Annotated in this window: 15 protein-coding genes and 1 pseudogene; 8 read left to right on the top strand and 8 right to left on the bottom strand. The window is 60.5% G+C overall.

Annotated features, from left to right (window positions below; genetic code table 11):
* Window positions 1–86: 86 nt before the first annotated feature.
* Complete coding sequence (locus ACW9IB_RS14690; RefSeq protein ID WP_457414270.1) at window positions 87–959, bottom strand: methyl-accepting chemotaxis protein; 873 nt, start codon at window positions 957–959, stop codon at window positions 87–89.
* 30 nt (window positions 960–989) lie between these two features.
* Window positions 990–1,712, bottom strand: a pseudogene (locus ACW9IB_RS14695) (MCP four helix bundle domain-containing protein); the annotation flags it as partial.
* Between the two features lie 277 nt (window positions 1,713–1,989).
* On the opposite strand from ACW9IB_RS14695, the gene ACW9IB_RS14700 reads away from it, so the two are divergent.
* Together ACW9IB_RS14700 and ACW9IB_RS14705 are read left to right on the top strand one after the other, a co-directional pair.
* Window positions 1,990–2,220, top strand: coding sequence for a hypothetical protein (locus ACW9IB_RS14700; RefSeq protein ID WP_457368229.1), 231 nt, complete (start codon window positions 1,990–1,992; stop codon window positions 2,218–2,220).
* Window positions 2,217–2,510 carry a cell division protein ZapA gene (locus ACW9IB_RS14705; protein ID WP_457368230.1) on the top strand — a complete coding sequence of 98 codons (294 nt, stop codon included), beginning with the start codon at window positions 2,217–2,219 and terminating at the stop codon, window positions 2,508–2,510. Before ACW9IB_RS14700 ends, ACW9IB_RS14705 begins: the two co-directional genes overlap by 4 nt.
* On the opposite strand, the gene ACW9IB_RS14710 is transcribed toward ACW9IB_RS14705, so the two are convergent.
* Both ACW9IB_RS14710 and putA read right to left on the bottom strand, forming a co-directional pair.
* Window positions 2,507–4,309, bottom strand: a complete 1,803-nt coding sequence (locus ACW9IB_RS14710) for an acyl-CoA dehydrogenase (RefSeq protein WP_457414214.1) — start codon at window positions 4,307–4,309, stop codon at window positions 2,507–2,509. The two genes, ACW9IB_RS14705 and ACW9IB_RS14710, sit on opposite strands and share 4 nt — an antisense overlap.
* 213 nt (window positions 4,310–4,522) lie before the next feature.
* A complete protein-coding gene (gene putA / locus ACW9IB_RS14715) occupies window positions 4,523–8,476 on the bottom strand; it encodes a trifunctional transcriptional regulator/proline dehydrogenase/L-glutamate gamma-semialdehyde dehydrogenase (protein WP_457414215.1) in 3,954 nt (1,317 codons plus the stop codon).
* Window positions 8,477–8,936: 460 nt separating this feature from the next.
* Between putA and putP the strand changes: the two genes are divergently transcribed.
* The 6 genes from putP to ACW9IB_RS14745 all read left to right on the top strand — a co-directional run bounded on the left by putP (window position 8,937) and on the right by ACW9IB_RS14745 (window position 15,741).
* Window positions 8,937–10,421, top strand: coding sequence for a sodium/proline symporter PutP (gene putP / locus ACW9IB_RS14720; RefSeq protein WP_457368233.1), 1,485 nt, complete (start codon window positions 8,937–8,939; stop codon window positions 10,419–10,421).
* A gap of 204 nt (window positions 10,422–10,625) precedes the next feature.
* The gene (locus ACW9IB_RS14725) at window positions 10,626–12,647 is read left to right on the top strand and encodes a type VI secretion system Vgr family protein (protein ID WP_457414216.1); all 2,022 of its coding nucleotides are present in this window, start codon (window positions 10,626–10,628) and stop codon (window positions 12,645–12,647) included.
* A 15-nt stretch (window positions 12,648–12,662) separates the two neighbouring features.
* Window positions 12,663–13,634: a hypothetical protein gene (locus tag ACW9IB_RS14730; RefSeq protein ID WP_457414218.1), complete on the top strand. Its 972-nt coding sequence runs from the start codon at window positions 12,663–12,665 to the stop codon at window positions 13,632–13,634.
* Between the two features lie 2 nt (window positions 13,635–13,636).
* Window positions 13,637–14,023 (top strand): hypothetical protein, encoded by a 387-nt coding sequence (locus ACW9IB_RS14735; RefSeq protein WP_457414219.1) that lies wholly within the window; start codon window positions 13,637–13,639, stop codon window positions 14,021–14,023.
* Between the two features lie 70 nt (window positions 14,024–14,093).
* Complete coding sequence (locus tag ACW9IB_RS14740) at window positions 14,094–14,810, top strand: DUF4123 domain-containing protein (protein ID WP_457414221.1); 717 nt, start codon at window positions 14,094–14,096, stop codon at window positions 14,808–14,810.
* Between the two features lie 94 nt (window positions 14,811–14,904).
* Window positions 14,905–15,741: a 23S rRNA (adenine(2030)-N(6))-methyltransferase RlmJ gene (locus ACW9IB_RS14745; RefSeq protein WP_457414222.1), complete on the top strand. Its 837-nt coding sequence runs from the start codon at window positions 14,905–14,907 to the stop codon at window positions 15,739–15,741.
* A 111-nt stretch (window positions 15,742–15,852) separates the two neighbouring features.
* Here ACW9IB_RS14745 and msrA read toward each other — a convergent pair whose 3' ends face one another.
* From msrA to aceE, 4 genes are all read right to left on the bottom strand, one after another.
* Window positions 15,853–16,500 carry a peptide-methionine (S)-S-oxide reductase MsrA gene (gene msrA / locus ACW9IB_RS14750; RefSeq protein WP_457368239.1) on the bottom strand — a complete coding sequence of 216 codons (648 nt, stop codon included), beginning with the start codon at window positions 16,498–16,500 and terminating at the stop codon, window positions 15,853–15,855.
* 72 nt (window positions 16,501–16,572) lie between these two features.
* Window positions 16,573–19,266 carry a putative bifunctional diguanylate cyclase/phosphodiesterase gene (locus tag ACW9IB_RS14755; protein WP_457414224.1) on the bottom strand — a complete coding sequence of 898 codons (2,694 nt, stop codon included), beginning with the start codon at window positions 19,264–19,266 and terminating at the stop codon, window positions 16,573–16,575.
* A 315-nt stretch (window positions 19,267–19,581) separates the two neighbouring features.
* Window positions 19,582–21,228, bottom strand: coding sequence for a dihydrolipoyllysine-residue acetyltransferase (gene aceF, locus ACW9IB_RS14760; protein WP_457414225.1), 1,647 nt, complete (start codon window positions 21,226–21,228; stop codon window positions 19,582–19,584).
* A gap of 11 nt (window positions 21,229–21,239) precedes the next feature.
* Window positions 21,240–23,885 (bottom strand): pyruvate dehydrogenase (acetyl-transferring), homodimeric type, encoded by a 2,646-nt coding sequence (aceE, locus tag ACW9IB_RS14765; protein ID WP_457368242.1) that lies wholly within the window; start codon window positions 23,883–23,885, stop codon window positions 21,240–21,242.
* Window positions 23,886–24,093 lie beyond the last annotated feature (208 nt).

Consider the following 24,093-nt stretch of genomic DNA (forward strand, 5'->3'; position numbering starts at 1 on the left):
AGTCACTGGAGGAGTCGGCTGATCCACCGCTATCGCAGGCAAGCCAGCTCTCACAGGAGATCAGCTTCAGCCAGGAAGGCTTTGATTTAGAGGCGGAAGCGGCTGACCATCCCGTTCAGATCCACCGCCAGGCGCGACAGCTCGCTGCTCGCCGAACTGGTCTGGCTGGCGCCGGTTGCCGATTGCACCGACAGATCGCGGATGTTCACCAGGTTGCGGTCCACTTCCCGCGCCACCTGCGCCTGTTCTTCGGCGGCGCTGGCGATCACCAGGTTGCGCTCGTTGATTTCCACGATCGCGGTGTTGATCGTCTCCAGCGACAGGCCCGCGCCCTTGGCGATGTTCAGCGTCGACTCCGCGCGTTCGGTGCTGTTGCGCATCGAATCCACGGCGTGCTCGGTGCCGGCCTGGATACTGCCGATCATCCGCTCGATCTCGCGGGTGGACTGCTGGGTGCGGTGGGCCAGGGCGCGTACTTCGTCGGCCACCACAGCAAAACCACGGCCCGCTTCACCGGCCCGCGCCGCTTCGATCGCCGCATTCAGGGCCAGCAGGTTGGTCTGGTCGGCCAGGCCACGGATCACATCCAGCACCTTGCCGATATCACGGGACTCGTCGGCCAGGTTGCTGATCAGTGTGGCGGTGGCTTGCACATCGCTGCTCATGCGTTCGATGGCACCCACGGTTTCCTGCACCAGGTCGCGGCCATCACCTGCGGAGGCGGTGGCATCACGCGAAGCTTGCGAAGTGCTTACCGCATTGCGCGCGACTTCTTCGACGGCGCTGGTCATCTCGTTGACGGCGGTCGCGGCCTGTTCGATTTCGTTGTTCTGCTGAGTCAGGCCGCGGGCGCTTTCGTCGGTGACGGCGTTCAGTTCTTCTGCCGCGGACGCCAGCTGGGTGGCCGAACCTGCGATGCGTTGCAGGGTGTCGCGTAGCTTGTCCTGCATCTTGGCCATCGCCGCCAGCAGGCGACCGGCTTCGTCATTGCCTTCGACGTGGATCGGACGGGTCAGGTTGCCTTCGGCGACTTCTTCAGCCGCTTCCAGTGCCTGGGCAATGGGCACGGTGATGCTGCGGGTCAGCAGCCAGGCGAACAGCAGGGTCAGCGCCGTGGCGCTCACCAGCAGGCCGACCACCATATTGAAGGCCAGGTTGTACTGGTCTTCGGCTTGCTGGTTGGTGGCCAGGGCCATTTTGTTGTTGATCTCCAGCAGGCGGTTGAGCACCGAATTGACCTGGTCGGAATTGCTCAACAGTTCGGTGTTGAGCAGGGTGCGCAGCGCTTCGATCTGATTGGCCTGCGACAGGCTCTTCATGCGCTCTTCGATCTGGCGGTACTGCCCGAGCAAACGCACGTATTCGTCGTAGGCGGCGCGCTCCTCGGGGCTGTCGATCAGTTTTTCGTAGACGGCCTGGGCGGTGCGGATCTGCTGGTTGCGCAGGTCGAAGGCTTCCAGGGTCTTTTGCTGTACGTCCGGTTCGCGGTTGGTCAGCAGGCGGTATGACAGCACCCGCAGGCGCAGGGTCAATTGGGTGAACTCGTCGAGGGCGCGGATGCTCGGCACGCTGGACAGTGTGATGTCTTCGGTGGCACCGCGGATCTTGCTCATCTGGTTCAGGGCAAATACACCGAGAAACAACATGAGTGCACCAATCAACGCAAAGCCGAGGAAGGCCCTCGGAGCGATATTCATATTACGAAGCGACATGTTGTGATCCTGGGAGAAGCGCGATCCGTGCGGTCATGAGACGGGGTGTGTATGACCTATCGGTCATGCGACTAAAGTCTTAAGGGGGTGTGCGTTTTTGTCGCATCGGACGAGGGGGCAGAGGGTTTCAGGAACCAGATGGGGGAAATGCAGTCACTAAGGCTCGAAAGTGTGGCCCGGCCCTTGGAAATCGGGCCGCACGCCGGGGATAAACCCTGGCATCCGAGGTGAATTTTCTTTATCGTCACCGCCCTTTTAAAAAGCCCGAGAAATCAAAATGTTAGAAGCATCCCTCAGTCAGCTGGAACAGCTGGTCAGCGACCTTGTACAACAGAATCAGGACCTGCTGGGCACCAACGAATCCCTCAAGACCGAACTGGCCCGCGCCAAGGATGAGAACGACAGCCTGCAATTGAGCCTGATGGAGCAGGAAGAGAAACAAGGCGCCACCGCCGCCCGTATCCAGGCCTTGGTTGAGCGCGTGAGCGCAGGTCCTGTCAGCGCATGAATGAAGGCATAAAGGTCGTTTCGATTCTCGGAGAGGATTACTCGATCAAGGCTCCGGCCGGGGAAGACCAGACCCTGATGAGCGCCGTGACCCTGCTCAAGGCCTCCCTGGCCACCACCAAGAAAAAGTACCCGACCCTGATCGGAGACAAACTACTGGTGCTGGCCGCCTTGAACCTGTGTGCCGAACAGATCGACATGCAAAAGCGTCACCAGCAGGAACTCGACCGTTACCAAGAGCAAGTCAGCGCCACGGTCGAGGTGATATCCAAGGCGATCGGACAGCCTTAGAACCATTCATCCTGCATGGCCAGGCACGTATCGTCACGTGCTTCCAGAATCGCCAGTGCATGATGGCAGCCCGGTATTTCCCAGGTCAGGAAGTACCGGGCCGCCTGGAGCTTGCCTTTATAGAAGGCCACATCCGCCGCATTGCCGGTGGCCAACCCTGCTTCTGCGTGTATGGCTTGTTCCAGCCAGCGCCAGCCAATCACCGTGTGCCCGAATACTGTGAGGTACAGCGCCGAATTTGCCAGGCTGCTGTTGACCTTGCCCTGGGCCAAATCCGTCAGCAGGCCGAGGGTGACGGTTTGCAGGCGGTTGACCAAGTGTTCCAGCGGCTCCCGGAGTGGGGTGAGGCCTGGATATTGCTGGGCACGGGCGCCGGTTTCGGCGATCAGTCTGATCAGTTGCTTCAAGCCTGCGCCGCCGTTTTGCGCCAGCTTGCGCCCGAGCAGGTCCAGGGACTGAATGCCATGGGTGCCTTCATGAATCGGGTTCAGACGGTTGTCACGGTAATACTGTTCCACCGGGTATTCGCGGGTGTAGCCGTGGCCACCGAGAATCTGGATCGCCAGTTCATTGGCTTTGAGGCAGAACTCCGACGGCCAGGATTTGACGATAGGCGTGAGCAGGTCCAGCAGTTCATGGGCCTGCTTGCGTTCGGCTTCGGTGCCCAGCGTCGTGGTGTCATCGAACAGGCGCGCGGCGTAGAGACCCAGGTCGAAGGCGCCTTCCACATAGGCTTTCTGGGTCAGCAGCATGCGTTTGATATCGGCATGCTGGATGATCGATACCGGTGCGGTGGTCGGGTCTTTGCTGTCGGGCAGGCGACCTTGCGGGCGCTCGCGGGCGTAGTCCAGCGAATAAAGGTAACCGGCATAGCCGAGCATTACCGCGCCCATGCCCACGCCGATGCGCGCCTCGTTCATCATCTGGAACATGCAACTCAGGCCCTGGTGCGGCTTGCCTACCAGATAGCCGACACAGTCGCCGTTATCGCCGAAGTTGAGTGCCGTGGACGTGGTGCCGCGCCACCCCATCTTGTGGAACAGCCCGGCCAGCAGCACATCGTTGCGCCGGCCCAGGCTGCCGTCGTCGTTGACCAGGAACTTGGGCACGATGAACAACGAAATGCCCTTCACCCCGGGCGGCGCGTCGGGCAGCTTGGCCAGCACCATGTGCACGATATTTTCCGACAGCGGATGGTCGCCACCGGAGATGAAGATCTTGTTGCCCTTGAGTCGATAAGTACCGTCGGCCGCAGGCTCTGCCCGTGTACGAATATCCGACAGTGACGAGCCCGCATGGGGTTCGGTCAGGGCCATGGTGCCGAAGAAGCGGCCCTCGATCATCGGTTGCAGGAAGCGTTGTTTCTGATCGTCGGTGCCGAAGCTTTCGATCAGGTTGGCCGCGCCCATGGTCAGGAACGGGTAAGACGTGGACGCGGCGTTGGCCGACTGGAAGTGTGCAAAACAGGCTTGGGACAGCAAGGTAGGCAGTTGCATGCCGCCGGCGTCGAAACTTCGCGCGGCATTGAGGAAACCGGCTTCGAGGAAGGCATCCACGGCGGTTTTCACTTCAGGAATCAGGATCGCCTCGCCATTCTCGAAGCGCGGTTCGTTCTCGTCGTTCTTGCGGTTGTGAGGGGCGAAGTACTTTTCGGCGATGCTGCGCGCTGTGCTGATCGCGGCATCGAAGGTTTCGCGGTTGTGCTCGGCAAACCGCTCGCGCTGGGTCAGGCCCTCGGCATCGAGGACTTCGTACAGCTCGAAAGCCAGATTGCGGGAACTGAGCAGCGTCTCGGACATGGCGGGTTACCTATGTGGGAATAGGGCCGAGTCTAAGTGCGCGAATAGAGGCTGGATAGCAAGATTGATCTGGGTGATGGAGCGGCAAAACAGACGCGGTCCCTGTGGGAGCTGGCTTGCCTGCGATGAGGCCGTGCCAGTCGACATCTTTGTCGCTGATCCGCCGCTATCGCAGGCAAGCCAGCTCCCACAGGGTTTACTGCGTTTCTACCGTTAGCCGATAGTCATCAGGCTGGCGTTACCGCCCGCCGCAGCCGTGTTGACGCTCAACGCCCGCTCGATCACCAGGCGTTCCAGCGCAATCGCCGTTTCGCCCTGGGATAAGCCCTGTACCCCGACAATCGCCCCGCCCCGTTGCGCCACTTGCTGGCACACCGCGCGCAATTGATCGGAATCACCGTGGTGCAGAACCGCGTCGAACACCACCTCATCCTTGGTCCAGTCAGCCACGCGCCTGATCTTCGCCTGAATGTCCTTCGGCAGGCGTGAGAACAAGGCCTTGGTCAGCTCAGTCTCCGGCCATACCGCCGAACCGCCTACGGCAAGCACTGCCGCCAGTTGCGTCAACAGGTCGCCTTCCACGTCCGCCAGGCACAGTACGTGCTCGCGGGGCAGGATGGCGTAGCTGTTGCGCTCGCCGGTCGGGCCGGCCAGTTGGCGGGTTATACCGCTTTGCGATTGCGCGGCGAACTGGCTGCACAGAGCGCTCAGGTCGCTGAACTGATTGCTGTCGGCCCAGGTTTTCAGGGTGGTCAGCGGCTGGCCCATGGCATCGCGCAGGCGCACGTCCGGTGCGGCCAATGTGTCGCCGCGAACGAAGGACTGTTCGATTGCATCGGTAGGACGTGTCGACAGCAGGCGGTACAGGTACAGCGGGCCACCGGCTTTCGGGCCGGTGCCCGACAGGCCTTCGCCGCCGAACGGTTGCACACCGACCACGGCGCCGACGATGTTGCGGTTCACGTAGACGTTACCGGCGTTGACGTTGTCGATCACCTTGGCGATGGTCTCGTCGATGCGGGTGTGCACGCCCAGGGTCAGGCCATACCCGGAAGCGTTGATCTGGCCGATCAACTGGTCGATCTCTTTGCGCTTGTAACGCACCACGTGCAGCACCGGGCCGAAGATCTCCCGTTGCAGTTCGTCGAAGCTTTCCAGTTCGATCAGGGTGGGTGTCACGAAGGTGCCGCGCTTGATCTCTTCACCGTCGGCAATCGCTACTTGATACACCGTGCGGCCCTTGTCGCGCATGGCCTGGATGTGTTTTTCGATGCCGGCCTTGGCCTCGGCGTCGATCACCGGGCCGATATCCACCGACAGACGTTCCGGGTTGCCCAGGCGGCATTCGGCCATGGCACCCTTGAGCATCTCGATCACACGGTCTGCCGAATCTTCCTGCAGGCACAGCACACGCAGGGCCGAGCAGCGCTGACCGGCGCTGTCGAAGGCCGAGGAGACGACGTCGATCACCACTTGTTCGGTGAGGGCCGAGGAGTCCACGATCATCGCGTTCTGACCACCGGTCTCGGCGATCAGCGGGATTGGACGGCCCTGGGCGTCGAGGCGCCCGGCAACGTTGCGCTGCAGCAAGCGCGCAACTTCAGTGGAGCCGGTGAACATCACACCTTTGACGCGATCATCTCCGACCAGGCGAGCACCGACGGTTTCGCCCTGGCCTGGCAGCAATTGCAGCACGCCTTCAGGGATGCCGGCTTCCAGCAGAATGCGCACGGCCTGGGCGGCGACCAGCGGGGTTTGCTCGGCCGGTTTGGCCAATACCGGGTTGCCGGCGGCCAATGCAGCAGCGACTTGACCACTGAAAATCGCCAGCGGGAAGTTCCACGGGCTGATGCACACCACCGGGCCCAATGGGCGATGGGCGTCGTTGGTGAAATCGTTGCGTGCCTGCACCGCGTAATAGCGCAGGAAATCCACGGCTTCACGCACTTCGGCGATGGCGTTGGCGAAGGTCTTGCCGGCTTCGCGGGCCAGCAGGCCCATCAGTGGCTGGATCTCGCCCTCCATCAGGTCGGCGGCGCGCTCCAGGATCGCCGCGCGTTCGGCGGGCGGAGTGGCCTGCCAGATCGGCCCGGCGTTGATGGCACACTGAATGGCATTGTCGACGTCTTCGACAGTGGCTTCCTGCACCTGGCCAACCACGTCACGCAAATCGGACGGGTTCAGCACAGGGGCGGCGGTTTGATTGCTGGACGCGCAACCCAGCATCGGCGCGGCCTTCCAGTTGTTGTGGGCGGTGGCCAGCAGGGCGCAGGACAACGACGCCAGGCGGTGTTCGTTGGCCATATCGATCCCGGCCGAGTTGGCGCGATCGCTGCCGTACAGGTCGCGGGGCAGTGGAATGCGTGGGTGCGGCAGGCCGAAACCGCCTTCGACGGTCGCCATCTGCTCGATGCTCGCGACCGGATCAGCCACCAGTTCCTGAATCGAAATCGACTGGTCGGCGATACGGTTGACGAACGACGTGTTGGCGCCGTTTTCCAGCAAGCGGCGGACCAGATACGCCAGCAGGGTTTCGTGGGTACCGACCGGTGCGTACACGCGGCACGGGCGGTTCAGCTTGCCATCGGCAACTTTGCCCACAACCTGCTCGTACAGCGGTTCGCCCATGCCGTGCAGGCACTGGAACTCGTACTGGCCGGGGTAATAGTTCTGGCCGGCGATATGGTAGATGGCCGACAGCGTGTGGGCGTTGTGCGTAGCGAACTGCGGGTAGATGACTTCCGGTACCGACAACAGTTTGCGTGCGCAGGCAATGTAGGAAACGTCGGTGTACACCTTGCGGGTGTACACCGGATAGCCTTCCAGGCCTTCGACCTGGGCGCGCTTGATCTCGCTGTCCCAGTACGCGCCTTTCACCAGGCGGATCATCAGGCGGTGGCGGCTACGGCGGGCCAGGTCGATTACGTAATCGATCACATACGGGCAGCGTTTCTGATAAGCCTGGATCACGAAACCGATGCCGTTCCAGCCGGTCAGTTGCGGCTCGAAGCACAGGCGTTCCAGCAGGTCCAGCGACAGCTCCAGGCGGTCGGCTTCTTCGGCGTCGATGTTCAGGCCGATATCGTATTGCTTGGCCAGCAAGGTCAGGGACAGCAGGCGCGGGTACAGCTCGTCCATCACGCGCTCGTACTGCGCGCGGCTGTAGCGCGGGTGCAGTGCGGAGAGCTTGATGGAGATGCCCGGGCCTTCATAAATCCCACGGCCGTGGGACGCTTTGCCGATGGAATGAATGGCTTGTTCGTACGAAGCCAGGTACTTCTGGGCATCGTGTTCGGTGAGGGCGGCCTCGCCGAGCATGTCATAGGAGTAACGGAAACCCTTGGCTTCGAACTTGCTGGCGTTGGCCAAGGCTTCGGCGATGGTTTCGCCGGTGACGAACTGCTCGCCCATCAGGCGCATGGCCATGTCGACGCCCTTGCGGATCATCGGCTCGCCGCTCTTGCCGATGATGCGGCTCAAGGACGAGGTCAGGCCGGCTTCGTTGTGGGTGGCGACCAGCTTGCCGGTCAGCAGCAGGCCCCAGGTGGCGGCGTTGACGAACAGCGACGGGCTGTTGCCCAGGTGCGGTTGCCAGTTGCCGGTGCTGATCTTGTCGCGGATCAGCGCGTCGCGGGTGCCTTTGTCCGGGATGCGCAGCAGCGCTTCGGCCAGGCACATCAGGGCAACGCCTTCCTGGGACGACAGGGAAAATTCCTGCAACAGGCCCTGAACAATACCGGCACGGCCACCGGCACTCTTCTGATTGCGCAGTTTCTCGGCAATCGAAGCCGCCAGCTTGTTGGTGGCTTCGGCCATCGGCGCCGGCAAGCGGGCCTGTTCGATCAGCATCGGCACCACTTCCGGCTCGGGGCGGCGGTAGGCGGCGGTGATGGCGGCGCGCAACACCGACTGCGGCAGGATGCTTTCGGCGAATTCAAGGAAGCACTGGTGGGCGTGGTCGGTCTGGACCTCGCCGGCGTCGTCAGCGCTATTGCTGCTCAGGCCATTGAGTTCGGTCAGGGTTGCACCACCCTCCAGTTTCTCCAGGTAATTGAAAATCGCCTGCTTGATCAGCCAGTGCGGCGTGCGATCAATGGAGGTCGCGGCAGCCTTCAGGCGCTCGCGGGTCGGGTCGTCGAGTTTGACCCCAAGGGTGGTCGTAGCCATTTTCTTATCCTCATGGGTGCCACTACCGAGTGGCATCAGCTGGCGGCAAGATTAGCTTTGCGAATGGTGAGGTGCAACCGGGTGCAACCCATTTTCTTCATGAAATTTTTGATCGTGATCGGGAAAAAATCCAGGAAACTTAGATTTCGCTTCGTCTTGGTGCGTTTACTTCTGAAATCGGCTGTTCTTGCTCCGAAAGGGAGCAAAAAACGTGGGTTTTGCCTGAAATGTACCAAGGTGCAACTTATTCTCAAGAAACTGGTTGCACCTTATTTGCTTTGTTGAATAGCATTCGCGCCCAAGGTGCAACCAACTCAAGGTTCGGTTCATCGGCTGACGGCTTTCCTGGGGAAACGTCAGTCATAAATGCGCGGCACTCAGCTTCGTCTACCCCTCTACACAGCGGGTGGCCGTCTGACAGACCGCCGCTACATAAAAACAAAGCCAGGGCGTCACTTTTATGAGCGTTACCAATCCCACCCTGATCACGTTTGTGATCTACATCGCTGCCATGGTGCTGATCGGCTTCATGGCCTATCGCTCCACCAACAACCTTTCCGATTACATCCTGGGCGGTCGCAGCCTCGGCAGCGTGGTCACGGCCTTGTCGGCCGGCGCTTCCGACATGAGCGGCTGGCTGTTGATGGGCCTGCCGGGCGCGATCTACATGTCCGGCCTGTCGGAAAGCTGGATCGCCATCGGCCTGATCGTCGGTGCCTACCTCAACTGGTTGTTCGTGGCCGGTCGCCTGCGGGTGCAGACCGAGCACAACGGCGACGCCCTGACCCTGCCGGACTACTTCTCCAGCCGTTTCGAAGATAAAAGCGGCCTGCTGCGGATCATCTCCGCCGTCGTGATCCTGGTGTTCTTCACCATCTACTGCGCCTCCGGCATCGTGGCCGGCGCCCGCTTGTTCGAAAGTACCTTCGGCATGTCCTACGAGAGCGCCCTGTGGGCCGGTGCCGCAGCGACTATCGCCTACACCTTCGTTGGCGGTTTCCTGGCCGTCAGCTGGACAGATACCGTGCAAGCCACGTTGATGATCTTCGCGTTGATCCTCACGCCGATCATCGTGCTGCTGGCCACCGGCGGCGTCGATACCACCTTCCTGGCCATCGAAGCCAAGAACCCCGACAACTTCAACATGCTGAAGAACACCACTTTCATCGGCATCATTTCGCTGATGGGCTGGGGGTTGGGTTACTTCGGTCAGCCGCACATCCTCGCGCGCTTCATGGCGGCGGATTCGGTGAAGTCGATTGCCAACGCGCGCCGCATCTCCATGACCTGGATGATCCTGTGCCTGGGCGGCACCGTGGCGGTGGGCTTCTTCGGCATCGCCTACTTCTCGGCCCATCCGGAAGTGGCGGGCCCGGTCACCGAAAACCACGAACGTGTGTTCATCGAGCTGGCCAAACTGCTGTTCAACCCATGGATCGCCGGTGTGCTGCTGTCGGCCATTCTGGCGGCGGTGATGAGTACCCTGAGCTGCCAGTTGCTGGTGTGCTCCAGCGCCTTGACCGAGGACTTCTACAAGACCTTCCTGCGCAAGAATGCCTCGCAGCTTGAGCTGGTGTGGGTCGGTCGCCTCATGGTGCTGGTGGTTGCCTTGATCGCCATCGCCATGGCCGCCAACCCGAACAACCGCGTACTGGGCCTGGTGAGCTATGCCTGGGCCGGCTTCGGCGCGGCGTTTGGCCCTGTGGTGCTGATCTCGGTGATCTGGAAAGGCATGACCCGTAACGGCGCACTGGCCGGCATCCTGGTGGGTGCGATCACCGTGATCGTGTGGAAACATTTCGAATTGCTCGGCCTGTACGAAATCATCCCGGGCTTCATCTTCGCCAGTCTGGCGATCTACCTCGTGAGCAAGCTGGGTGCGCCGACCGCGGGTATGGTTGCGCGCTTTGATGCGGCAGAAAAAGACTACAAGCTCAACAAATGATTCGCTGGGTGCCGAGCGCCCCATGAGTTGAAAAAGAGGCCCGCGTCCTACGGATAGCGGGCCTTTTTATATGCGTGGTTTTCATCGGTCCGAAGAAGGTTCCGACCTGCGAGCGTAGGGTTTTACTGATTTGCTCGGTCTGTGTTCGGCAGGACGAAACAGTGGTGCAGAATCGTCCGCCTCTTCCTCGCAGAGAAACATCGGATGTTCGCTCCTGCCAATCAAAGCGCCTTTACCCTGACCCTCGACGGGGCACCCAGTGAACTCAAGGTTTTCGAGTTCAGCGGTATGGAAGCCATCAGTCAGCCCTACTGTTTTGACCTGGAACTGGTCAGTGAACAGCCTGATATCGACCTGGAAAGCTTGATGCACCGTCAGGCCTATCTCGCATTCGACGATCAGGGGCACGGCGTGCACGGCCTGATATCCCGGGTGGCCCAAGGCGATTCCGGGCGTCGGCTGACGCGCTACCAGGTCAGCCTGGTGCCGCAACTGGCGTACCTGGCGCACAGCAGTCATCAGCGCATTTTCCAGCACCAGACGGTGCCGCAGATCATTGCACAGGTCTTGGTAGGGCAGGGCATTCAGAGCGACCGGCACCGTTTCCAGCTGAGCGGCACGTACCCAGCGCGCGAGTACTGCGTGCAGTTCGGCGAGACCGACCTGGCCTTCATTCAGCGGCTGTGTGCCGAAGCGGGTATTCACTATCACTTCCAGCATGCGGCTGATCGCCATCTGCTGGTATTCGGGGACGACCAGACCGTATTTGCCCGGGCGGATCAGTCGACGCCTTACAGCCCCGGGTCTGGAATGGTGGCGGATACCTCGGCGATCAAGCGTTTTGCGGTGCAACTGCAAACCCGTCCCTCAAGCGTCAACCTGCGGGACTACGACTTCCGCAAGCCGCGTCTGACTCTCGAGAGTGAGGTGGCCGGGGAACAACTTCCGCTGCTGGAGCAACAGGCCTATCCCGGTCACTTTGCCGACCGCGCCCATGGCAAGTACCTCGCCCAGCGCGGTTTGGAACGCCACCGTAGCGAGTACCGGCAGGCGCATGGCAAAGGGGATGAACCGGCGTTGGCCAGTGGTCGGTTTCTCACCTTGAGCGGGCACTTGCGCGAGGAGTGGAACGACCTGTGGCTGGTGACCCATGTCACCCATGAGGGCAAGCAACCCCAGGTGCTGGAAGAGGCCGTGACCGAAGTGCCGGGCGGGGCGTTTCGTCAGGGTTATCGCAATGAGTTTGTCGCGCTGCCATGGGATGTGATCTTTCGTCCACCGCTGCCGGAACAACCGCGCCCCAGCGTTGCGGGCTATCAGCATGCGGTGGTCACCGGCCCCGTGGACAGTGAGATTCACTGTGACGAATACGGCAGGGTCAAGGTGCAGTTGGCCTGGGACCGTGAAGGTGAGCGCAACGAGCATTCCAGTTGCTGGCTGCGGGTCGCCAGTAGCTGGGCCCATGATCGCTATGGCGCGGTGCTGATTCCGCGGGTGGGCATGGAAGTGCTGGTGGGGTTCGTCAATGGCGACATGGATATGCCGCTGGTGATGGGCTGCCTGCCCAACGCGGCCACGCCGGTGCCCCTCGACCTGCCGGCCGAAAAGACCCGCAGTATCTTCCGCAGCCACAGCAGCCCCGGTGGTGGCGGCTACAACGAACTGCGCATCGAAGACCGCAAGGGTGCCGAGGAAATTTACCTGCGTGCCCAGCGGGATTGGACCCAGCATGTGTTGCATGACCATCGGCTAACCGTGGGAGGCGAGTCCCATCATGAGCTGCAAGGCGAAGAACAGCGCATCACCCACGGCAATCGCCTGACTGAACTCAAGCAGGACGACCACTTGGTGGTCGGTGGTTCGCAGCAGATGCGTGCAGGGCGGACGATTCAGATCGGCGCCGGGCAAAGCGTGGTCATCGACGCGGGCGTCACCGTTACGATTCAGGCGGGCGGACAGTCCATCACACTGTCGGCGGGCGGTATTTTCAGCAGTGTGCCCATCCAGTTGGGTGGAGCGTTGGCTCCACCAGCGTCACCGCTGATACCTGGAATCAAGGAAAAGCTGCTGGCGGTCATTCCGGCACCGTTGAGCCCTGTGCAAGTGGCCAGCTTGAAGCGAAGCGCGCCGTTTTGCGAAGAGTGTGAGCGTTGCAAGAATGGTCAGTGTGACCTTGCGCAACACGCTGTTAAGGGGGGGGCTGATGGTAGGGCCTCAAGTGTCTAGCCCGGTTTTTATATCGTGCAACGCGCGATGTCTCTGGATGCGTTGGAAAAATCGCTGTTCGAATCGCCCAGCGCTATCGTCCTCGAGCGCTTTCGCAGCCTCAATCCGCAGCTCACACAATACGCCAGGCCGGGGCAGATGCTCGTCCTTAGCGATCCGCTCAACAGCCAATGTACTCGTGAAGAGGCACTGCTGATGGGGGCTGCACGTGAGGTAAACGATGCGGTGGCGCCGATGAGTGATGAGGACGCGGCGTTTATGGTGGAGCACCATCAAGAGATTGGTGCGTTTTTGGCACAGAGCTCGATGGCAATGGGGGTGGGATCCTCAATGGTAGAAAAAAACTTGGTCGATATTACAAATAACCTCAAGAGCCTTGAAAAGTTACATGTTGATACCTTTCTTAAATATGGAAAGCTACAAGGTGAGGAATTCTTTGCCGAGAGAAAAATTTTGTTAAATCAGTTGGATGACGGTCTTGGTCCCCTAGTGCGCAAAGGCGTTGGAATGCCCGATCATCCGAAGCTAAAAAGTGCGATGGGCATCTCTAGTCGAAGTCTTGTTCATCATTGGAAGGAGGCGGGTGTCTCAGGAGGAATTCCTGGATATGCAACACATATTCAGGGGGTGGCTCGGGCGAGCCAGTACATGAAAATGGGAGGGTTCGTCGGTATTGGACTGGGGGTTTCGGCTTCAGCACTGAAAGTCAAGGAAACCTGTTGGGTTGGAAGTGCGGCCGAGTGTAGGAAAGTTAAGCTCACGGAGGGCGGGAGTTTTGTGGGCTCCGTTGGCGGTGGTGGCGTGGGTGCGTACTTGGGCACATTGTTAGCCACTCCAGTATGTATTGCCATAGGCGCAGGAACCGTTGGCCTTGGCGGGTTAGTTTGCGGAGTGGTGGTTGTGGGTGCTGGGGCAGCATTAGGCGGAGAGGGCGGTACTCAGTTAGGGGGCAAGCTGGGGGAGGTCGTTTATGAGGGGATGAAGTAAGTATGGAAGGCGCAAGGGTTTTATATTCGTATTGTTTGGTAGTCGCGGCGATATGGGGAGTTATTGTTTTAATAGGGCAGGTGTATTTTTCATATTGTAAAGTCGATGAGATATTGCAGTGTCTGGGTGCTTCAAAATTGGTCTCTTATCGTAAAAATTTTATTGGTCCTGATTTTTTCAGCAAGACCTTTTTTGTGAATGCTGTCGTAGGAATGTTTATTTTTCAGAAAACCTATATTAGGGATGGAGCTGTTACGCGTGAAGAGTTGGACAAAGTCCCTCGCCGATTGATGCGTGAGTTGAGGCTCTGGGGCTTTTTTTTAATAGGTATGGGGGGGTATGCGATTACTTTGTGGTGTGTGGGTGAATATGTCGGCTGGCTTAAATGAGAGTTTTAGGCGGGGTAACTGCTGAACACGGATTACTTATCTACTTTATGTGTGAGAAGGAATATTTCAAATGCTCAAGCGGTTACTGCCCGGCGCGTGGCAATCCCACTACCCGCTTCAATCTACCGAGTGTTTGTTCGTCGTCCTGAGTAGCGTCAGCGATGCAGAGCCACTCAATGTTTGGCGAGCCTTGACACCCGGGGTGCTGCTTCAGCCTATCTGGGCGGGCACGGCCTATGCCGAATGGAGTGAGGTGATGCCCTATGTCGGCATCATCGAGCCCAACTGCCCCTTCCTCGATTGGATAGCAAATACCGATTCAACCGACTGGGGTTGGCTGGCGGTATCGTCCAGCTCGTTGGAAACCGTGGTTGCGCATTTGCAAAGCCTCACGAAGGTGCGCCTGCCCGACGGCCAGGAGGTGTTCCTGCGTTTCTGGGATGGCGCTCAGTTTCTGCCGATCCTTCAGCAGTGTGGGGCTGAAATATTGCCGGTTTTCCAGCGCTATCTGATCAATGGCCAATCGCTGTCGGTGGCGACGGACGCGGTGGCGGCGGCCAAAACCAGCCCATGGTGGCGGGTTCCCGCACCTTTGCTGAAACATCTCTCGGAGCAGTCACCGCAAACCCTGATCGATAACCTGCTGCAATGGCTTGAAGAGCAACGTCCTGATTTGTACACCGCGTTCAAACCTGAGACGTTGCAGCACAAGATCACCTACTTCGCGCGTAGCCCGGGTGTCAGCCATGATGCTCTGGTCGATTACCTGGCGCTGGAACTGACCTGAGCTCACGGGTTGTGGCGACGGTATCGGCCCGACACGCAACCCTGCACCTTTGCCCCTGTAGAAGGTAAACTTCGCCCCCTGCGCAGGAGCAACCATGAATTATCGTCACGCCTTTCACGCCGGCAACCATGCCGATGTCTTCAAACACCTGACCTTGACCCGCCTCATCGCCCTGATGTCGCGCAAGGAGCAGCCGTTCGCCTACCTCGATACCCACGCCGGCATCGGTCTGTATGACTTGCAGGGTGACCAGGCCAACCGCACCGGTGAATACCTGGAAGGCATCGCACGTCTGTGGGGCGAGAGCGAGCTGCCGCCGCTGACGGCTGACTATATGCGTGTGCTGCACGAGATGAACCCGGATGGCCAGCTGCGCTACTACCCGGGTTCGCCGGAACTGGCGCGTCGGCTGACGCGCCCCCAGGATCGCGTGCTGCTCAATGAGAAACACCCGGATGACGGCGTGCTGCTCAAGGACAACATGAAGGGCGATCGCCGGGTCAAAGTGCATCTGGGCGAGGGCTGGCACGTACCGCGAGCCCTGCTGCCGGTGCCGGAAAAACGCGCGTTGATGCTGATTGATCCGCCGTTCGAAAAACTCGACGAGATGCAACGCTGTGCCGCATCCCTCAAGGACGCCGTGGGGCGTATGCGCCAGACCGTTGCGGCGATCTGGTACCCGGTGAAAGACCAGCGCATGTTGCGCCGCTTCTACCAGGACCTGGCCGGCACCGGTGCGCCAAAGCTGCTGCGTGTGGAGTTGCTGGTACACCCGCTGGACACCCCCAACACCCTGACCGGCTCGGGCCTGGCGATTGCCAACCCGCCGTGGGGCCTGGAGGAGGAACTGCGTGAGTTGCTGCCGTGGCTGTCCAAAAAACTTGGCCAGACCCAGGGTGGGTGGCAGATGGATTGGCTGATCGCCGAGTAAATAGTTGCCCGTCAGAACGCTATCGCGGGCAAGCCCGCTCCCACATTTGGAATGCATTCCAAGATGGGAGCGGCGGTGCGACGATTCGACTTGCCCGCGATGCTTTTGGCTTTAGATCGGGCAAGTCACGCCTGTGCCGCCGATCCCGCAATACCCTTGCGGGTTCTTCGCCAGGTACTGCTGGTGATACGCCTCGGCGAAGTACACCGTCGGGGCTTCTTCGATTTCCGTGGTAATCACGCCCAGGCCGGCCTTGGTCAGTTCCCCCTGATACGCCTCGGCACTGGCCTGCGCTGCTGCCAATTGCTCTGGCGTGGTGGCGTAGATCACCGAGCGGTACTGGCTGCCGATGTCGTTGCCCTGACGCATGCCCTGGGTCGGGTTGTGCAGTTCCCAGAACATTTTCAACAGATCTTCGTATTTCAGCTTGGCCTGGTCATACACCACCAGCACCACTTCACTGTGGCCGGTCAGGCCCGAGCAGACTTCTTCATAGGTCGGGTTCGGCGTGTAGCCGCCGGCGTAGCCGACCACGGTGCTGACCACGCCATCACGCTGCCAGAAGCGGCGTTCAGCGCCCCAGAAGCAGCCGAGGCCGAAAATCGCAAAACCCACGTCTTCAAAGAACGGGCCCAGCAGCGGCGTGCCGTTGACGAAGTGAGTCTCTGGCAGCGCCATCGGGGTTTCGCGGCCAGGCAAAGCTTGTTCTGCAGTAGGGAGCACGTTTTTGTTCACCAGAATTTCCGAGCGCAAGGCCATGATCAGTCCTCTCAGTCAGAGTGAGTAATGTAAGAAATCAGACAGCCAGTGTGCCCGAGTGTTACAGCGCTGTCAGGCGATTGGCCCGCGCGGGTAGCGTTTGAGCGACGCCAGCAGCTCTGCACCGGGAATCGGCCGGTCGAACAGGTAGCCCTGACCGACATCGCAACGGTGCCGGCGCAGGAATGCCAATTGCTCGGCGGTCTCGATGCCCTCGGCCACCACCTTGAGCTTGAGGTTGTGAGCCATGGCGATCACTGCCGAGGTGATTTCCATATCGTCCTGGTTATCCGGGATTTCGTGGATGAAGCTGCGATCGATCTTAATGATGTCGATGGGGAATTTTTTCAAGTAGCTCAGCGACGAGTAACCGGTACCGAAGTCGTCCATGGCCAGGGTCAGGCCGAAGCTTTTCAGCTGGTCCAGTTGCAGGCGCGTGTCTTCGGTGGCTTCCAGCAGCAGACCTTCGGTCAGCTCAAGCTCCAGCAGGTTGGCCGGCAGCTGTTCTTCCTTGAGGATGGCGGCGATCGATGCCACCAGGTCCGGGTCGGAGAACTGCTTGGGGGACAGGTTGATCGCCACCTGCAAGTTACCCATGCCGGCGGCGCTCAGTTGCTTGCTCATGCGGCAGGCTTGGCGCGCGATCCATTTGCCGATGGGGATAATCAGCCCGGTCTCTTCCGCCACGCTGATGAACTGATCGGGGCGGATCATGCCTTTTTCCGGGTGGTTCCAGCGCAACAGCGCCTCCATGCCCAGCAAGCGGCCGCTGCGCAGGCACAGCTTGGGCTGGTAGAACACGTCCAGCTCGTTCTGGGTCAGTGCACGACGCAGGTTGTTTTCCACGAACAGTTTGTAGCTGGCCTCGGCGTTGAGCGCCTCGGTAAACACCTGTACCTGGTGTTTGCCGTTGGCCTTGGCTTTGTGCAGGGCCAGGCCGGCGTTACGCATCAGGGTCTGCGGATCGCGGCCATGCAAGGGCGCACAGGCGAGGCCCACGGAGCCGGTCACACTGATCAACTGGTTGTCGACGAACATCGGTTTGTCGAGGGTGGCAAGCAATTGGCCGGCGATCTGCTGGCCGGTTTCCAGATCGGTGTCGTCCAGCAGCACTGCGAATTCGTTACTGGCAAAGCGTGCAAGGCTGCCGCCGGCACTCAGGCTGTTGCGCAGGCGCCGGGCCAGGCTGATCAGCAACTTGTCGCCGGTCTGGTGGCCGAGGCTGTCGTTGATGCGCTTGAAGTTGTCGATGTCTACCAGCAGCAGGCTGATCGGGCTGTCGCTGTCCCGGGCGAAGCGTTCATCGAGGTTACGGATGAACGCCGGGCGGTTGCCCAGGTTGGTCAGGTTGTCGGTGTAAGCCAGGCGTTCGATGCGCTGTTGCGCAAGCTTGGTCTGGGTAATGTCTTCGTAGATGCCGATGTAGTGGGTCAACTCGCGGTTGTCGCCATACACCTTGGAAATCGACAGCTGGCCCCAGTAGGGCTCCAGGTTCTTGCGGCGGCTCTTGAATTCACCCTGCCAGCTGTTGCTCTTGGCCAGGCTCGAGGGCGCGTCGAACAGCAATTCGCTGAGATTCTCCAGCGCCGGCAATTGTGCCAGGCGATGGCCGTGGACTTCTTCGGCGCTGTATTGGGTGATCGCGGTAAAGCTGGGGTTGACGTACTCCACCACACCGTCGCAATTGACCAGCAGGAAGGCGTTGGCACTTTGTTCCACGGCCCGCTGGAACAGGTGCAGGGCGCTGGTGGCGGTGCGGCGGTTATGGTTGTTGATCACTTGCGCGAACTGATCCGCCATCTCGCCGGCAAACGCAATTTCATCGGTCTGCCACGCGCGCGGGCTGCCGGTCTGTTCCAGGCACAGCACGCCGACCACCTGACCGTCCACACGGATGCTCGCGTCGAGCATGGCGTAGACATCCTTGGCGCGCAGGTTCTCGGCCATTTCCCGGGTGCGCGGGTCACGCATGGCGTTGGTGGCGTCGATGGCGCGACTGGTGTGCAAGGCTTCGAGGTAATCCGGAAAACCACTGGCGTCGATCGGCTCGGGCAGGTGATGTTGCTGATCGGCGCGGTGGTAAGCGGAAATCGGCACCAGGCGCTGGCCTTCAAGGTTCCACAGGCTGGCGCAGTCGATCTGGTAGATATCGCAGGCGCTGCGGGTGATCAGCTCTGCCGCTTCCTGCAGTGAATTGGACGTGGTGTAGCGTTGTCGAGCCAGCAGCAGGATCAGCTCTTGCTGGGCGCGTACCCGTTCCAGGTGCTGCAACTGCTCCTGTTGTGCGCGCTGGTTGAGCTCCAGGGCGATCTGCAGGCGGCTGTTCTGGTTCTCCAGGTCAGCCGTCGGGCCCGCGGAAGGCGTTTCGCTGAACAGGCCGTCCACGACCATCAGGTAGCCGCGCAGCAGATGGCGGTTGTGTTGTTTGTAGGCTTCACCCATTTCCAGCAGGCTCAGGGGGCCATCGTTGGTGTGCAAGGTGTAGCGCACCAGGTAATGGGGGCTCTGGGCCAGTTGCTGCTGGATCGCGTCATGCAGTTGATAGCGCGCCTGGGGCTCCATCAGGCTGGCGTAGGGGGTGCCGATCAGGGCGCACAGCTCAACCGCCGGCAGGCCGAATTGGCGCTCGCAATTGGGGTCGAGGTACAGGAGGGCCCAGCTTGCCTCATTAAGCCGCTCGAAACGCAGCATACCGAGGCGCGAAGGCACCGGTAACTGCGTCACTACCTCGGCCGCCATTCGGGCGACATCGGGTTGGCTTTTCATGGGGGAAACTCACTTGAAATTACGCGCACGGCGCCGGGCTCACGCCCTCTTTTCTGTTGCCTGCGGCAAGGTTGCATCATGCGGCGCGGGCTGACAAGAGAGGATGAAGGCTAAGTGCTATAAGGCTGTTATCGGCCGCGTGGGGGATTTCTGCAATTGGGCTGATGGAAGGTGTACAACCCGGTTTTTGTTGTCCAGCTTCTTGCGCAAAAATCCCAAAAAAAGCCCCGCCAGGTGGCGGGGTTGAGGTACGAGCGTGGCGCTCGGAAATCGGTGCAACCAAGCCTCCCCGGTGAAGGGGAGGCCTGTTGTGGCTTACAGCAGGATGGTGCGGATGTCGTTGAGCAGTTGGCTCAGGCGCTGCGTGAAACGTGCAGCGGCGGCGCCGTTGATCACACGGTGATCGTAGGACAGCGACAGTGGCAGCATCAGTTTCGGCTGGAACGCTTTACCGTCCCATACCGGCTGGATGGTGGCCTTGGACACACCCAGGATCGCCACTTCCGGCGCGTTGACGATCGGCGTGAAGCCGGTACCGCCAATGTGACCCAGGCTGGAGATGGTGAAGCACGCACCCTGCATGTCGTCCGGAGTGAGCTTCTTGTCGCGGGCCTTGGCGGCCAGCGCAGCGGCTTCGCCGGCGAGTTGCAGCAGGCTCTTCTGGTCGACGTTCTTGATGACCGGTACCAGCAGGCCATCCGGGGTGTCGACCGCAAAACCGATGTGCACGTACTTCTTGCGGATGATCGCCTTGCCGCTTGGTGCCAGCGAACTGTTGAAGTCCGGCAGTTCCTTGAGCAGGTGCGCGCAGGCCTTGAGCAGCAGTGGCAGCACGGTCAGTTTCACGCCAGCCTTCTCGGCGGCGGCTTTCTGCGCAACGCGGAAAGCTTCCAGGTCGGTGATGTCGGCCTGGTCGAACTGAGTCACGTGCGGGATGTTCAGCCAACTGGCGTGCAGGCCGGCCGCGCCGATTTGCATCAGGCGGGTCATCGGCACTTCTTCGACTTCGCCGAAGCGGCTGAAGTCCACGGTGCGGATCGGCGGGATGCCCGAGCCACCGATCGCGCCGCCAGCGGCAGGCGCTTCCTTGGCTTTCTGCATCATGGCTTTGACGTAAGCCTGCACGTCTTCTTTCAGCACGCGGCCATGGGGGCCACTGGCGGCGACTGCGCTCAGCTCGACACCGAATTCACGGGCCAGCTGACGTACCGCAGGACCTGCATGAACCTTGGCACCGCTTGGCGCCGGTGCGGCGGCAGCAGGGGCCGGTGCGGCCTCGGCTTTTGCAGCCGGAGCAGGTGCGGCAGCCGGCGCAGCTTCAGCCTTGGCCGCTGGAGCGGCGGCTGGAGCAGGAGCGGCGGCCGGTGCGGCGCCTTGTACTTTCAGCTTGAGGATGAAGTCGCCAGTGCCGACTTCGTCTTCCAGCTTGACCGCGATGCTTTCCACCACGCCGGCAGCCGGCGAAGGGATTTCCATGGAAGCCTTGTCGGACTCCAGGGTGATCAGCGACTGGTCGGCTTCGACGGTGTCGCCGACCTTGACCAGCAGCTCGATGATCTTGGCCTTGCCCGAGGAACCGATGTCCGGGACGTGGATGTCCTGAACAGAGGCTGCGGCCGGAGCAGCAGCCGGGGCCGCCGGGGCCTCGGCAGCGGCAGGCTTTTCAGCCGGCGCAGGAGCCGCGGCGGCAGCTGGAGCAGCCGCTGGCGCAGGGGCCGCGGCAGCGGCACCTTCGATTTCCAGTTCCAGCAGTTCGTCGCCTTCTTTCAGGCGGTCGCCCAGCTTCACTTTCAGGCTCTTGACCACACCGGCTTTAGGCGCCGGGATTTCCATGGAGGCCTTGTCGGACTCCAGGGTCAGGATGCTCTGGTCGGCTTCAACGGTGTCGCCGACCTTCACAAACAGCTCGATTACTTCACCTTCACCGCTGCCGATGTCAGGTACGCGAATGAGTTCGCTCACAAAAAGTCTCCTCAGCAGTCCAGTGGGTTGCGTTTTTCCGGGTTGATACCGAACTTGACGATAGCGTCCGCTACCACCTTGGGCTCGATTTCACCACGGTCAGCCAAGGCTTCCAGGGCTGCCAGCACCACGAAGTGGCGGTCGACTTCGAAGAAGTGACGCAGCTTCTTGCGGCTGTCACTGCGGCCGAAACCGTCTGTGCCCAGCACTTTGAATTCCTTGGACGGAACCCACTGACGAATTTGTTCAGCGAACAGCTTCATGTAGTCGGTAGAGGCGATCACCGGGCCTTTGCGGCCGCTCAGGCTCTCTTCGACGAAGGTGCGCTGTGGCTTCTGGCCAGGGTGCAGGCGGTTGTGACGCTCTACGGCCAGACCATCGCGACGCAGTTCGTTGAAGCTGGTCACGCTCCAAACGTCAGCGCCCACGTTGAACTCTTCGCGCAGGATCTTCGCCGCTTCACGCACTTCGCGCAGGATGGTACCGGAGCCCATCAGCTGTACGTGGTGCGCTGCTTCCTTGGTGTCTTCTTCGAGCAGGTACATGCCCTTGATGATGCCTTCTTCCACGCCAGCCGGCATGGCAGGCTGCTGGTAGGACTCGTTCATCACGGTGATGTAGTAGAAAACGTCCTGCTGTTCTTCGGTCATCTTCTTCATGCCGTCCTGGATGATCACCGCCAGCTCGTAGCCGTAGGTTGGATCATAGGTGCGGCAGTTCGGGATGGTGGCGGCCAGGATGTGGCTGTGACCATCTTCGTGCTGCAGGCCTTCGCCGTTCAGCGTGGTGCGGCCGGCGGTACCGCCGATCAGGAAGCCACGGGTACGGCTGTCGCCTGCGGCCCAGGCCAGGTCGCCAATGCGCTGGAAGCCGAACATCGAATAGAAGATGTAGAACGGCAGCATCGGCTGGTTGTGGCTGGAGTACGAAGTACCGGCAGCGATGAAGGAGCTCATGGCGCCCGCTTCGTTGATGCCTTCTTCGAGGATCTGGCCCTTCTTGTCTTCCTTGTAGAACATCACCTGGTCTTTATCGACTGGCTCGTAGAGCTGGCCGACGGAGGAGTAGATGCCCAACTGACGGAACATGCCTTCCATACCGAAGGTACGGGCTTCGTCCGGGATGATCGGAACGATGCGCGGGCCGATTTCCTTGTCCTTGACCAGTTGCGCCAGGATGCGCACGAAAGCCATGGTGGTGGAGATTTCACGGTCGCCCGAGCCGTCCAGGATTGCCTTGAGGGTATCGAGCGACGGAGTCGGTACGCTGAAGCTGTTGGCGCGACGCTGTGGCACGAAACCACCCAGTGCGGCGCGGCGTTCGGCCAGGTAACGGGCTTCGGCGCTGTTCGCTTCCGGCTTGAAGAACGGCAGGTTCTCCAGCTCTTCGTCCTTGACCGGGATGTCGAAGCGGTCGCGGAACAACTTCAGGCTGTCGACATCGACTTTCTTGGTGTTGTGCGCAGTGTTCTTCGCTTCGCCGGCACCGGTGCCATAACCCTTGATGGTCTTGGCCAGGATGACGGTCGGTTGTTCCTTGTGGTTGACCGCTTCGTGGTACGCCGCGTAGACCTTGTACGGGTCGTGGCCGCCACGGTTGAGTTTCCAGATCTCGTCGTCGGACAGGTCGGCAACCATCGCCTTGAGTTCAGGCGTGTTGAAGAAGTGTTCACGCACGAACGCGCCGTCTTTGGCTTTGTAGTTCTGGTACTCGCCGTCGATGACTTCGTCCATGCGACGTTGCAGGATGCCGTCGACGTCCTTGGCCAGCAGTGGGTCCCAGAAACGGCCCCAGATGACTTTGGTCACGTTCCACTGCGCACCGCGGAACACGCCTTCGAGTTCCTGGATGATTTTGCCGTTGCCGCGAACCGGGCCGTCGAGGCGCTGCAGGTTGCAGTTGATGACGAAGATCAGGTTGTCCAGTTTCTCGCGGCCAGCCAGGGAGATGGCGCCCAGGGATTCCGGCTCGTCACACTCGCCGTCGCCCAGGAAGCACCAGACCTTCTGCTTGCCTTCAGGGATGAAGCCACGGGCTTCCAGGTACTTCATGAAGCGAGCCTGGTAGATCGCCTGGATCGGGCCCAGGCCCATGGATACAGTCGGGAACTGCCAGAAGTCAGGCATCAGCCAAGGGTGCGGGTACGACGACAGGCCGTTACCGTCCACTTCCTGGCGGAAGTTGTTCATGTGTTCTTCGGTGATGCGGCCTTCCATGAACGCACGGGCGTAGACGCCTGGAGAGGTGTGGCCCTGGAAGTAGATCAGGTCGCCGCCGTGTTCGTCGGTCGGGGCCTGGAAGAAGTAGTTGAAGCCGATGTCATACAGGGTTGCGCTGGAAGCGAAGCTGGAGATGTGACCGCCCAGGTCAGAATCTTTCAAGTTCGTGCGCATTACCATCGCCATGGCGTTCCAGCGTACCAGCGAGCGAATGCGGCGTTCCATGAACAGGTCGCCAGGCATGCGTGCTTCGTGGGTAACGGGGATGGTGTTGCGGTATGGCGTAGTGATGGCGTATGGCAGTTGCGAGCCGCTGCGGGTCGCAAGTTCGCCCATACGGGTCATCAGGTAGTGAGCACGGTCTTCGCCTTCTTTGTCGAGAACCGATTCCAGGGCGTCCAGCCATTCCTGGGTTTCGACGGGATCGAGGTCTTGCATGGCTTGCTCCAGGGCGGAAAGGCTACCAGAATCGGTTGCCTGAAGTTTGCGACTGGCCTTGTGGGCAGACGACATGAATTCTTGGATGGCCGAAGGTTGCTTCGGCGTCCTGTAGTTTTACTACAAATCGTCGGCCATTTCAGCCTTTCGAATGTATATACGAGTAGTAAAACTACACAAGACTGAGCGTATGGCTCGGTCTGGCTGG

Source organism: Pseudomonas sp. SDO524_S393 (genome assembly GCF_054071875.1).

Excerpts from the sequence above, each read along its gene's own strand:
- putP (WP_457368233.1), top strand. The coding sequence starts at position 8,937 with ATGAGCGTTACCAATCCCACCCTGATCACGTTTGTGATCTACATCGCT.
- ACW9IB_RS14705 (WP_457368230.1), top strand. The coding sequence starts at position 2,217 with ATGAATGAAGGCATAAAGGTCGTTTCGATTCTCGGAGAGGATTACTCG.
- ACW9IB_RS14740 (WP_457414221.1), top strand. The coding sequence starts at position 14,094 with ATGCTCAAGCGGTTACTGCCCGGCGCGTGGCAATCCCACTACCCGCTT.
- ACW9IB_RS14735 (WP_457414219.1), top strand. The coding sequence starts at position 13,637 with ATGGAAGGCGCAAGGGTTTTATATTCGTATTGTTTGGTAGTCGCGGCG.
- ACW9IB_RS14710 (WP_457414214.1), bottom strand. The coding sequence starts at position 4,309 with ATGTCCGAGACGCTGCTCAGTTCCCGCAATCTGGCTTTCGAGCTGTAC.
- ACW9IB_RS14745 (WP_457414222.1), top strand. The coding sequence starts at position 14,905 with ATGAATTATCGTCACGCCTTTCACGCCGGCAACCATGCCGATGTCTTC.
- putA (WP_457414215.1), bottom strand. The coding sequence starts at position 8,476 with ATGGCTACGACCACCCTTGGGGTCAAACTCGACGACCCGACCCGCGAG.
- ACW9IB_RS14755 (WP_457414224.1), bottom strand. The coding sequence starts at position 19,266 with ATGAAAAGCCAACCCGATGTCGCCCGAATGGCGGCCGAGGTAGTGACG.
- msrA (WP_457368239.1), bottom strand. The coding sequence starts at position 16,500 with ATGGCCTTGCGCTCGGAAATTCTGGTGAACAAAAACGTGCTCCCTACT.
- ACW9IB_RS14690 (WP_457414270.1), bottom strand. The coding sequence starts at position 959 with ATGGCCAAGATGCAGGACAAGCTACGCGACACCCTGCAACGCATCGCA.
- ACW9IB_RS14725 (WP_457414216.1), top strand. The coding sequence starts at position 10,626 with ATGTTCGCTCCTGCCAATCAAAGCGCCTTTACCCTGACCCTCGACGGG.
- aceE (WP_457368242.1), bottom strand. The coding sequence starts at position 23,885 with ATGCAAGACCTCGATCCCGTCGAAACCCAGGAATGGCTGGACGCCCTG.
- ACW9IB_RS14700 (WP_457368229.1), top strand. The coding sequence starts at position 1,990 with ATGTTAGAAGCATCCCTCAGTCAGCTGGAACAGCTGGTCAGCGACCTT.